8 protein-coding genes are annotated in these 11,171 nt (G+C 72.0%); 4 read left to right on the plus strand and 4 right to left on the minus strand.

All coding sequences use genetic code 11. The features are described 5' to 3' along the window. Positions 1-236: 236 nt before the first annotated feature. The gene (locus tag WME89_RS42020; protein WP_437620416.1) at positions 237-596 is read right to left on the minus strand and encodes a DUF2934 domain-containing protein; all 360 of its coding nucleotides are present in this window, start codon (positions 594-596) and stop codon (positions 237-239) included. A gap of 177 nt (positions 597-773) precedes the next feature. Next, complete coding sequence (locus tag WME89_RS42025) at positions 774-998, minus strand: hypothetical protein (RefSeq protein ID WP_438005207.1); 225 nt, start codon at positions 996-998, stop codon at positions 774-776. 24 nt (positions 999-1,022) lie between these two features. Here WME89_RS42025 and WME89_RS42030 point away from each other — a divergent pair, with 24 nt between their 5' ends. After that, positions 1,023-2,111, plus strand: a complete 1,089-nt coding sequence (locus WME89_RS42030; protein ID WP_438005208.1) for a sigma 54-interacting transcriptional regulator — start codon at positions 1,023-1,025, stop codon at positions 2,109-2,111. A 193-nt stretch (positions 2,112-2,304) separates the two neighbouring features. After that, positions 2,305-4,632 carry an alpha-amylase family glycosyl hydrolase gene (locus tag WME89_RS42035; protein ID WP_438005209.1) on the plus strand — a complete coding sequence of 776 codons (2,328 nt, stop codon included), beginning with the start codon at positions 2,305-2,307 and terminating at the stop codon, positions 4,630-4,632. A gap of 213 nt (positions 4,633-4,845) precedes the next feature. Here the strand turns inward: WME89_RS42035 and WME89_RS42040 are convergent, their stop codons facing one another. Further along, positions 4,846-5,868, minus strand: a complete 1,023-nt coding sequence (locus WME89_RS42040; protein ID WP_438005210.1) for an NADP-dependent oxidoreductase — start codon at positions 5,866-5,868, stop codon at positions 4,846-4,848. Positions 5,869-6,070: 202 nt separating this feature from the next. Here WME89_RS42040 and WME89_RS42045 point away from each other — a divergent pair, with 202 nt between their 5' ends. Further along, on the plus strand, positions 6,071-6,556 hold the full coding sequence (locus WME89_RS42045; RefSeq protein ID WP_438005211.1) for a hypothetical protein: 486 nt from the start codon (positions 6,071-6,073) through the stop codon (positions 6,554-6,556). Positions 6,557-6,812: 256 nt separating this feature from the next. On the opposite strand, the gene WME89_RS42050 is transcribed toward WME89_RS42045, so the two are convergent. Continuing rightward, entirely contained in the window at positions 6,813-7,850 is a 1,038-nt protein-coding gene (locus WME89_RS42050; RefSeq protein WP_438005212.1) for a D-alanine--D-alanine ligase, read from the minus strand. Between the two features lie 593 nt (positions 7,851-8,443). Between WME89_RS42050 and WME89_RS42055 the strand changes: the two genes are divergently transcribed. After that, positions 8,444-11,050, plus strand: coding sequence for a hypothetical protein (locus WME89_RS42055; protein WP_438005213.1), 2,607 nt, complete (start codon positions 8,444-8,446; stop codon positions 11,048-11,050). The last annotated feature ends 121 nt before the right edge of the window (positions 11,051-11,171 follow it).

Below are 11,171 nucleotides of genomic sequence, written 5' to 3' on the forward strand. Positions count from 1 at the left end.
GAGCGCGCCGGACCGGCGCGCTCGACGACCTGAAAGCGCCGCGGGGGAGCGGCCGATCGTGTGGGATTCGTGGGCAGGTGCAGGCCTCGGTCGGCCACGCGCGTCGCGGACCGAGGCCCTGCCCGGCGGGCACCTCCGGACACCTCTGCTGGATCTCGCGCCAGCGCGCCTGTCGTTCGCGCGTGGGTCCGAGTGGGCCCGGGGCGGCGGCGCCGCGCGCCCGCCGCGGGGAGGCCTCAGCTCGCGAGGCGATCGATCCGCGCGTCGACCTCGCGCTCGGCGTTCAGCCAGTCGTCAACGGGGTTGTTCCGGAAGCCGGCCCTCTCGGCATATCCATAGGCCACCTTGGCGATCAGGCGGTGCCGCTCCTCGCGCGACAGCCGCGAGGGCGAGGGCGCGAGCTTCGGCGCCGCGACGCGCGTGCGCTCGGCCGCGAGCTCCGCGACCGGAGACGGCATCTCGACGGCGGCGGGGGCGGAGACCGCGCCCTTCGGCTGCACGGCGCTCGGCTCCCGCGAGGTGGCCGGGGCAGCGAGCGGGCTCGGGACCTTGTTGGTGGTCTTCGTGCGGGCCGGGGTCTTGCGCTTCGAGCTCATCTCGTCGTCTCTCCTTTCGGGTACACGGGTCGACTAACCCAGGTCCGCGCTCACGCACAAATTTTGAGCACGTAGTTTCTCTCCGTCCGGCCGCCTCCCGTCGGGATCTCCCTTCCGCCAGAGCATCGTTCGCGGTAGAGTGGATGTCGCTGACCGGGTGAGATCATCCGGCATCTGTCAGCCATCATCCCTTGTCACCGGTCGCCGGTGATTCGCCCTCGTCACGGCCTGCTCCGGGGACAGCACGGTAACGTAGATAACGGCAGACGCGGCGCTCGCCGTCATGCCCATGAAGAAAATGGCAGGCACGGCGCTCGCCGTCATGCCCATGAAGAAAATGGCAGGCACGGCGCTCGCCGTCATGCCCATGAAGAAAATGGCAGGCACGGCGCTCGCCGTCATGCCCATGAATCGAGGAGACGCGAGGTGGAAGAAAGCGCAGCCCCTTCCCGGCGCACCGGATACCTCCGCTCCCTCGGCGGCGGGATGATGACGCGCGTCCTCTGGGTCGAGGATGACAGCGAGGCGCGCCTCGTCGGCGCCTCGGAGCGCTGGGCGCGCGCGATGGATCAGCTGCGGCAGCTCGCCGCGGGGCACGAGCGCGCGCCGCTGCTCATCACGGGCGAGCCCGGCACGGGCAAGGAGCTCTGCGCGCGGCTGCTGCACGCGGCGAGCCCGCGCGCGGGCGGTCCCTTCGTCGCGGTGAGCGCGGCGCGCGTGCCGGCCGAGCGCCTCGGGGAGGAGCTCTTCGGCGTGGAGACGGGGGCGGACGCGCGCCGAGCGGCGCGCCCCGGGCTGCTCGAGCTCGCCGAGGGGGGCACGCTGTTCCTCGACGAGATCGGCGCGCTCCCGCTCGAGCTCCAGGAGCGGCTCGCGGGCGTGCTCGACGGCGAGCCGTTCTGCCGGATCGGCGGCGTCGAGGCGCTGGTCGCGGACGTCCGCTTCATCGCCGCTGCGAGCGTCGATCTCTCCGCCCGCGTCCTGGCTCGGTCGTTCCACGGCGCTCTCCACCAGCGCGTCAGCGCGCTCGGGCTCTCGCTCCCCCCGCTGCGCGAGCGCGACGGCGACGTGCGCAGGCTTGTCGAGCACTTCCTGGAGCGCCTCGGCGGCGCGGCGAGCGGCGGGATCTCGCCGCGCGCCCTCGCCCTGCTCGAGGCGTACCCCTGGCCGGGGAACGTCCGCGAGCTCCGGAGCGCCATCGAGCGCGCGCTGCTCCTCTCCCACGGCGCGCCGCTCGACCTGGAGCACCTGCCGCCCGAGATCGGCGCGCTGCCGGCGCCGGGCGCGACGGGCGCGCCGCCGCGGCCGGGCTCGGTGCGGCCGTCCCCGCCGGCGCGGGGCAGCGCGTCGCTCGGCGAGGCGGTGCGCCGCCACATCCTCGCGGTCTACGCCGCCCAGGGCGGCAACGTGACCCGCACGGCCAGCGCGCTCGGGATCACGCGGGTCTCCCTGCGCCGGCACCTGCGCCAGTACCTCGCCGCGGACGCGCGCGGCAAGGAGCCGCTGAGCGGCTGAGCTGCTCTTGTTGGCCGCGCGACAGCGGGGGCGGAGCGTCGTTGTTCTCCGCGCTACGTGCGACGCGCGAAGCTCGACGAGCGCTGGTGTCCTGCGGCGCGCGCGCGCTGTTTCCAGGCGCCGCGTACGCTGACATGCGTCTCGCGATCGGATACTCATCGAGGCCATGTCGCGCCGCCACATCGCGTTTCTGATGGCCGTTGTCTCTGCCGCCGTGCTCCCCGCCTTCCCGCTGGCGTGTGGAAACGATCACGAGCTCGACGCCGGCCACGGCAAGGGCACCGGCGGCGCCGGGGCGGCCGGCGGTGGCGGTGGTGGCGGTGGCGGTGGCGGTGGCGGTGGCGGTGGCGAGCAGGGTGGCGTGCTCTGCCCGACGTCGTTCACGTTCACCCCGCCCCCGGGGGCCACGGACGTCCGTGTCCCTGGCGAGTGGAACGGCTTCGATCTCGACGCTGCCCCGGAGCTCGTCGAGGGCGACACGCCCGGCGAGCTCGTGGCCACCGTCGACCTGCCGCCGGGGCTCCACGGGTACAAGATCGCGGTCCGGTCCGGCAGCGAGGTCGCGTGGGTGTTCGACCCCGCGGAGGGGCGCCGCAAGTACGTCGGCGGGACCGAGAACTCGGCCGTCAAGGTCCCCGACTGCCGCCTTCCGGCGTTCTCGGTCGCCTCGAGCCAGGTGACCCGGGCCGCCCCCGGGCAGGGCGCCTTCGAGGCGCGGCTCGTGTACAGGGACGGCATCGAGGGCGCGGGGCCCGAGGCGGGCGCGTTCGAGGCGACGCTGCTGGACCAGGACGGCGAGGCGCGCCCGCTCACGGAGGACGAGATCTCGATCGACGCGCGCGGCGACGTGCGGATCGCGCTCGGAGGCCTCGCCGACGGCAAGTACCGGGTGACCCTGCGCGGCGCGACCCGCAGCGGCCGCGCCGGCGAGCCGCTCCGGCTTGTCTTCTGGGTCGAGGAGGAGCCGTTTTCCTGGGAGGGCGCGCTCATTTACATGGTCGTCACGGATCGCTACCGCGACGGCGACCCCGACATGAACGCGCCGCCCACGCCCGGCGCCGATCCGCGCGGCGACTGGGCCGGCGGCGACCTCGAGGGGCTGCGGCGGTCGATCGAGGACGGCACGCTCGACGCGCTGGGCGTGCGGGCCATCTGGCTCACGCCGTTCCAGGAGAACCCTGCCGGCGCCTACCCTGCGAGCGATGGAGTCCACCAGGTCACCGGGTATCACGGGTACTGGCCCATCAAGGCGCGCGAGGTGGAGCCGCGGCTCGGCGGCGCGGGCGCGCTCCGCGCGGTGGTGGCCGAGGCGCACCGCCACGGGATCCGCGTGCTCCAGGACTTCGTGGTGAACCACGTCCACGAAGATCACGAGTACGTCGCGTCGCACCCGGACTGGTTCAGGACGGGGTGTGTCTGCGGCACGGACGGGTGCGACTGGACGTCGCACGCGCTCGACTGCATGTTCGCGGGCTACCTCCCCGACGTGGACCACACGGTGCCCGAGGCCAACGCCGCGTTCGTGGAGGACGCGATCTACTGGCTCGACGAGTTCGATCTCGACGGGCTCCGGGTGGACGCCGTGAAGCACGTGGAGGAGGTCGCGACGCGCAACCTCGCCGCGGAGGTCCGGGCGGCGTTCGAGCCGGCCGGCACCCGTTACTTCCTGATGGGCGAGACGGCGATGGGCTGGAGCGACTGCGGGCAGGGCCAGTCGTGCAACGACGAGAACTACGGGACGATCGCGAAGTACATCGGCCCTCAGGGGCTGGACGGCCAGTTCGATTTCGTCCTCTACCACGGGGTCTCGTACCGCACGTTCGCCTGGGGTGAGCAGAGCAGGGGCATGCTGCACGCCGCGTACTGGGTCGAGGACGGGCAGCGCAGGTGGCCCGAGGGCGCCATCATGACGCCGTACCTCGGCAGCCACGACACGGCCCGGTTCGCGACGCTGGCCGACTACGACGGCAGGGACGAGGCTCACGACCGGTCTGTCCCGAACAACCAGTGGTCGGACACCGCCGAGGCGCCGGCGTCCTCCGATGTCTATGAGCGGGTGCGCCTCGGGATGGCGTGGCTGCTCGGGCTGCCGGGGGCGCCGCTGCTCTATTATGGAGACGAGTACGGCGAGTGGGGCGGCGTCGACCCGAACAACCGCAGCCTGTGGCGTCCGGAGGCGGAGCTCACGCCGGACGAGCTCGACACCCTCGACTTCGTGCGCGCGCTCGGCGCCGCGCGCCGGGACGTCCCCGCGCTCCGCCGCGGCGCCTACGTGAACCTGACCGCCACGGAGGACACGCTGGTCTTCGGCCGCCGCCTCGCCCAGGGCAGGTCCGCTGTCGTGGCGCTGACGCGGGCGGCCACGGCGCAGGACATCTCGGTCGAGGTCGCGCAGTCGCTCGGCCTCCCGGAGGGCACGGAGCTCACGGACGCGCTCGGCGGCGAGGCCGCGGTGGTCTCCGCGGCCGGCACGCTCTCGATGACGATCCCGCCGGGCGGCGCGCTGATCCTCGCGCCTTGATCCGCTGGCCGGCGCCTCGTCGAGCGAGGCACCCCGGTTCCGTGAGGATGGAGAGATTGAACCACAGAGGCACAGAGGGCACAGAGGTAGAGATAAAGAACAGAATATAATGTGCAGAGCGCACAATCACTTTCTTCTCTCCTCTGTGCCTCTGTGCCTCTGTGGTTCAATCTCTTCTCATGAAACCTCCTGGAATCCCGCTCACGACCGCGCTCAGGAAGCGACGCGCACGAGCAGCTTGCCGAAGTTCTCGCCCTTGAGCAGCCCGATGAAGGCCTCGGGCGCCCTGTCCAGCCCCTCGACGATGTCCTCGCGGTACTTGATGCGGCCCTCGCGGATCCACCGGCTCGTCTCCTGGAGGAACTCGGGGCGTTGCTCGGCGAAGTCGCCGACGATGAAGCCGCGCAGCATCAGCCGCTTCGAGAGCACCTGTCGCATCAGGTCCGGCAGGCGGTCTGGCCCGGGGGGCGGCGCTGTGTCGTTGTAGTGGGCGATGAGGCCGCAGACAGGCACGCGGGCGAAGGGGTTCAGCAGCGGCAGCGCCGCCTCGAACACGGCGCCGCCGACGTTCTCGAAATAGACGTCGATCCCGCCGGGGCAGGCCTCCTTCAGGCGCTCGGCCAGGTCGGGGCGGCGGTGGTCGATGCAGGCGTCGAAGCCGAGCTCGCTCACGACATGGTCGCACTTCTGCTGCCCGCCCGCGACGCCGACGGCGCGGCAGCCCTTGATCTTGGCGATCTGCCCGACGATCGAGCCCACCGCCCCGGAGGCGGCCGCGACCACCACGGTCTCGCCCGGCTTCGGCTGGCCGAGGTTGAGCAGCCCGGTGTACGCCGTCATGCCCGGCATGCCCAGCACGCCGAGCGCGGTCGAGACCGGCGCGAGCGCCGGGTCTACCTTGCGCACGTCGCTTCCATCGGTGACCGCGTACGCCTGCCAGCCCGTCCTCCCCTCGACGATGTCGCCCGGCGACAGGCCGGCGACGCTCGACCGGAGCACCTCGCTGACGGCGCCGCCGACCATCACGTCGCCGATCTCGACCGGCGGCGCGTACGACTTGCCGGCGTTCATGCGGCCGCGCATGTACGGATCCAGCGACAGATAGAGCGTGCGCAGCAGCGCGCGGCCCTCGCCGGGCTCGGCGAGCTGCTCCTCGATCAGCTGGAAATCAGACACCTTGGGCTCGCCGGACGGCCGGGCGGCGAGGACGATCTTGCGGTTGCGCGGGGTGGTCATGGTGCGGCTGATCGTGCGCCACCCGGCGGAGATTTCCAGAGGAACTCGGCGACCCGCGGGGATCCAGGCGAGCTGAGCGAGCGGCGCGCTCGACCTGCGCCCGCGGCGCGACGCGTGTCCAACGCCGGGCAGCGGGAAGGGGGCAGAGCCCGCGATGCGCGATTGAGCTCCGCGGGCATCGAGGGTATGTCGAAGCTGCACGATGGAGTCACTCGACGCGATCCAGCTGCCGGCGGAGCTTCGCGGGCCACCCCCGCGCCCCTGGACGGCCCTGCGCCACGCCCGGCACCAGCTCGCCGGCGTCGGGTACGCCTTGCTCTTCTGGGCCGTGCTCCTCGTGGCCGGCTCTTTTTACCGGCACATCTCGTTCGTCGAGACGGTGCTCGCCTTCTCGTTCGCGCTCATGCCGTTCGTGCTCCTGTATCAGGCGCTGGGCAGCTACACCGCCTGTCGCCTGGCGCTGCGCGGCGCGCCTTCGCCCGCGCAGATCTACGAGGGTGTCGTCGTGACGAGGTTCGGGACGGTGAAGATCTGGCACGTCGTCATCGCCGGCGAGCACGTGCGGATCCGCGCCGACGCTCCGGTCGATCGGAGCATGGTCGTCCTCGTGACGCCCGAGGCGGGCGGTGGGAAGCGCAGAGTCGGCGTGTACCATCCCCGGGTCGGGATCTGCACGTCGCTCGTGTGAGCCGCGCTCCTGCCCGGCGCGCAGGCGCCGCGCGTCGCGTCGCTCGCTGACGGGCCTACCTTCGGCCGGCGCGCGGATCTGCCTCGATGGAGGAGATGAGCTGGGACGGGGATGAGCTGGGACAGCGAGTGAGGCTGTAACAGCGAGTGAGGCTGTGATGGGGGCGAGGCTGTGACGGGAAGCGAGGCTGTGCTCGGCGGGCCGGAGCGCTCGATGAGCCCTCAGCCCGCCATGGCGGCCTCCAGGGCGTCTGCCCTCAGCCCGCCGACTTCACGAGGCGCAGGCGCTTCTCCGCCTGCCCTCGCTCGTTGAGCCGGAGCTCCGACGCGGCGGGCGCGCGGCGCCGCACCGGCTGGTGCAGCCGGGCGCTCGCGAGGATGGCCTCGCAGAGGTCGCCGAACTCGTAGCCCGCGGCCGCCGCGATCTTCGGCAGGAGGCTCGTCTGGGTCATCCCCGGCAGGGTGTTCACCTCGAGCACGTACTCGTTCTCTCCGCCGGTCACGAGCAGGTCGACGCGCACGGCGCCGGTGCACCCGATCGCCTGGGCCGCCCGCTCCGCCAGGTTGAGGACCCCGCGGTAGCGGGTCGGCGGGAGGCGCGCCGGCATGTGGTACTCGGTCATGCCGGGCGTGTACTTGGCCTCGTAGTCATAGAGCCCCTTCTTCGGGACGATCTCGATCGCGCCAAGGACCTTCCCGTCCAGGATCCCCACGTTGACCTCGGTCCCGGCCACGAACCGCTCCACGATCGCGGCGTCGTCGAACTCGAACGCCACCGCGAGCGCCGCCTGGAGCTCCTCGAGCGACCCGGCCTTGGCCACGCCGAGGCTCGAGCCCTCGCCGCGCGGCTTCACGATGACGGGGAACCCGAACGAGCCATGGATCGCGTCGAGCTCGTCGAGGTCCTGGTGCGCGCCCACAGTGTAGTAGGGAGGCGTCGGCACGTTGTGCAGCCGGAACATCTCCTTGGCCTTGAGCTTGTCCATCGCGAGGGCGCTCGCGAGCACGCTCGACCCGGTGTACGGGATCTGGGCGAGCTCCAGGACGCCTTGCACGCACCCGTCCTCACCGAGCCGCCCGTGCAGGGCCAGGAACGCCGCGTCGAGCTGCGCGCGCTGCAGCGTGGCGCAGAGCTCCGTGCCGAACCGGTCGCCGAGCGCGATCCGGACGACATCGTACCCGCGCGCCTCGAGCGCCTCGGCGACGGCCGCGCCCGAGCGCAGGGACACTTCGCGCTCACCCGACGAGCCGCCCATCACGACGCCGACCCGCCTCCGGACTTGCCGCTCCACCATCGAAGAACCTCCGTCGCCTTCCGTGAGGACACCAACACCACGCCAGCGTCTCCCGGTACAGTCAGACTGCCGAAGAGCCGCTGCGCAAAAACCAAGCCAGCTGCTCCCAAGGCCCGATCACGGCGGCCTTGCAGCGGGGGGGCGGTATTCCTGAGCTGTGGTTGAGGAAAACTGCGCCCGCCCGCCGTGTTCACCTACCCACGGCGCGCTGACAGCCAACCCGGTATCAAGGCCAGCGGCGGAGGTCAACTAAACGGAGCGATCGCGCCGTCGGGGGAGGCGGCCGGGGCAGTTGCCTCTCGAGCGTGTTCGGCAGCACAGGACGTGGAGGACGTGAAGGCCTGCGCCGCGCGCTCCTCCGTCCGGGTGCGGCGCGGGCCGCGTCGTGCCCTTCGCGCCCCGGCACGGCACCACATCAACCCATGTTGGGTGTACTCGACCGGCGCTCGTATCTCACCGCTCATCGCGCCGCATGAGCCATGGCGAATGCAGGTTGACGCGAAATGATGGCTTCTCGTTGTGAGGGCGTTCGCATACGGTCTATCCACCGGCAACCTGCCGTCCACTACCCCTTTCAACAGAGCGGGTCTCGCATGTCGCACCGTGCACTGTCGTTGCTGATCGCGGCTGGCGTCACCGTGACGGGCCTCCTTGCCTGCAGCTCCCCCGAGGAGGGCGCGCCGCCGTCGCTGTCGTCCTCGTCCGCCTCGTCCGGGTCCGGTTCTGGGCCGGATCCGGTACCCACGACATCGCCACCGGACGAGGACCCGCCGGACGAGGACCCGCCGGACGAAGACCCGCCGGACGAGGACCCGCCGGACGAGGACCCGCCGGACGAGGACCCGCCGGACGAGGACCCGCCGGACGAAGACCCGCCGGACGAGGACCCGCCGGACGAGGACCCGCCGGACGAAGACCCGCCCTTCGGGGTCGACGCTCCGGTCTCGGGCCCGGCGCTCGGGAACCAGGACATGCCAGCGGCCGCCTTCAACGGCGACGAGTATCTGGTGGTCTGGGCCGACTCGCGCCCCGTGAACGCTTACGCCGCCCGGGTGAGCCCGGAAGGGGCCGTCCTCGATGACGTCGCCTTTCCCCTGCCGCTCGAGAACATCCACCTCGACGTCGCCTCCGACGGCGACGGCTTCCTCGTCGTCGGCCGGGGCGCGCGGCCGACCCCGGCCGGCGCCTCGCCTGGCCTCGTGGCGGCGCGCGTGAGCGGCGAGGGCCACCTGCTCGGCACGAGCCTCATCACGGCCGCGACCCCGGACAAGGTGAAGGTCGCCTCGAGCGGCTCCGAGTACCTCGTGCTCTGGGAGGAGTGGGGCAGCACTGCCTCCGCCCCGAGGTCGCTGCGCTTCGCGCGGGTCGCGCTGGACGGCGCCGTGCTGGACCCCGGGGGTGTCCTGCTCGATGACCAGCTCTCCCTGCTGGCCAATGTCGCCTTCGACGGGACGAGCTACGTGATCGCCTGGAGCAGCGCGAAGACGGACAGCGGACAGGTGATGACGATCGACCCCGGCGGCGCCGTGCTGGAGGAGGCGTCTCTCCCGATCTACCCCGACGACATGGACTGCCAGGCGGGCCGCTGCCTCGTCGCGTGGGGCGCCTTCGAGTGTCCCCCCGAGATGGGCGACGAGTGCGACCCCATGTGGGATGGAGCCTACCGGATCAGGGCCACGTGGATGACGCCGCGGGGCGAGCTGCTCGACCCCGCGGGCGCGTTGCTCGGGTCTCCGTGGGCCAATGACGGCCGCATCGCCGTCGGGTTCGACGGCGCGAACGGCGCCGTCGCGTGGAGCGCGGGTCAGGTGGAGTGCTCGGAGGACGAGGTGCGCTTCGCGTACCTCTCCCCGGACGGCGCCGCCGTTCATCCCGGCGGCCTCGTGCTCCAGGGCTCCGCCGGGGACCCGGCCGTCGCCTCGGCGCAGGGACAGCTCTTCATCGCGTGGACCGACGAGCGCCTCGGGACGTGCAGCTCGAGCGCCTCCATCTACGGCGCGCGCATCGCGCCCGAGGCGGACGTGCTCGACCCGGACGGGGGCGTGCTCGTCTCGAGGAGCGCCAACGCCCAGCTCCACCCCGCGGTCGCCTTCGACGGCGAGGGCTTCGCCGTGACCTGGAGCGACGATCGCAACGCCGGGCTCTCGATGCGGGAAGATATCTACCTGAACCGCGTCGACGCCGCGGGCCTCCCCGTCGCCCCGGCGGCCACGCAGATCGGCGCCGGCGCGGCGAAGCAGGTCTTCCCCCGCGTCTCCTTCGATGGAACGGACGCCCTGCTCGCCTGGTGGGATTGCTCCTATCCCAACTTCCTGGAGGTGGAGTGCGCGGTCGGGGGAGCCCGGGTTGGAGCTTCCGGCGCGACCCCGCAGGTCTTTCCGTTCTTCACCTGGACCAACCCGCGCCTTCCCCCCGCGCTGTCGAGCGGCGGCGGGCAAACGCTCGTCGGCGCTTACCGCGACATGAACGGGCTCGGGCTCGCGGCCTTCGGGGCGGACTACACGAGCGCGTCGGTCTATCCCGAGTACGATTTCAGCAGCCGCATCGCCAGCGCCTCGGACGGCGTGAACCACCTGTTCGTCTGGGTCGAGGATCCCCGCTACGGCGGCCCGCTCTTCGGCGCCCGCGTCGCGCCCGACGGCACCGTCCTCGACCCTGACGGGTTCCCCATCACGCCGCCCGACGCCCGCGTACTGACCTTCTCGCTCGCCTACGGCGCGGGCGAGTACCTCGTCGCCTGGCACGACGCCACGACCGGCGCATCGCGTATCCTCACGACGCGGGTGAGCCCCGACGGCGCGACGCTCGATGAGGCCCCGACGGTGATCGCGGAGCACCCCGAGTGCCTGGCGCCGTGGCGCAATGACTCCTGGACCCAGGTCGCGCGGGTGAACCTCGGCAGCGCCGCGGTGGCCTTCGACGGCCAGCGGTTCGTGCTCGGCTGGAAGGCGTGCGGCCCCGCGAGCGAGGACGTCTACGGCGCGCTCGTCGGCGCCGACGGGGCGCTGCTCACCCGGTTCCCCGTCACCGCGGACGCTCACCTCGACGACCCTCCGGCGCTCGCCGGCACCGGCGACGGGACGGCGCTCATCGCCTATCCCAGCTTCCGCGCCGAGCCTCCCTTTGGCACCTGGCGCGTCGTCACCCACCACGTCGACGGCACGGCGTTGCTCGACGCCACACCGGCCCCGTCGGAGTAAGCCTTCACGGGAGGGGCTCTCGTCCCGAGGCATCCCCTCGAATTCTTCAGAAAATTCACAGGGAGGCGGGGAGACGGGGAGGAAAGATCTTCAAATACTCCCCGTCTCCCCGCCTCCCTGT

The organism is Sorangium sp. So ce321 (assembly GCF_051530195.1).
Taxonomy (GTDB): Bacteria; Myxococcota_A; Polyangia; order Polyangiales; family Polyangiaceae; genus Sorangium.

What these genes read in the sequence shown, in the direction of transcription:
- WME89_RS42020 (WP_437620416.1), bottom strand. Translation starts at nt 596, where the DNA reads ATGAGCTCGAAGCGCAAGACCCCGGCCCGCACGAAGACCACCAACAAG.
- WME89_RS42025 (WP_438005207.1), bottom strand. Translation starts at nt 998, where the DNA reads ATGACGGCGAGCGCCGTGCCTGCCATTTTCTTCATGGGCATGACGGCG.
- WME89_RS42035 (WP_438005209.1), top strand. Translation starts at nt 2,305, where the DNA reads ATGGCCGTTGTCTCTGCCGCCGTGCTCCCCGCCTTCCCGCTGGCGTGT.
- WME89_RS42040 (WP_438005210.1), bottom strand. Translation starts at nt 5,868, where the DNA reads ATGACCACCCCGCGCAACCGCAAGATCGTCCTCGCCGCCCGGCCGTCC.
- WME89_RS42045 (WP_438005211.1), top strand. Translation starts at nt 6,071, where the DNA reads ATGGAGTCACTCGACGCGATCCAGCTGCCGGCGGAGCTTCGCGGGCCA.
- WME89_RS42050 (WP_438005212.1), bottom strand. Translation starts at nt 7,850, where the DNA reads ATGGTGGAGCGGCAAGTCCGGAGGCGGGTCGGCGTCGTGATGGGCGGC.
- WME89_RS42055 (WP_438005213.1), top strand. Translation starts at nt 8,444, where the DNA reads ATGTCGCACCGTGCACTGTCGTTGCTGATCGCGGCTGGCGTCACCGTG.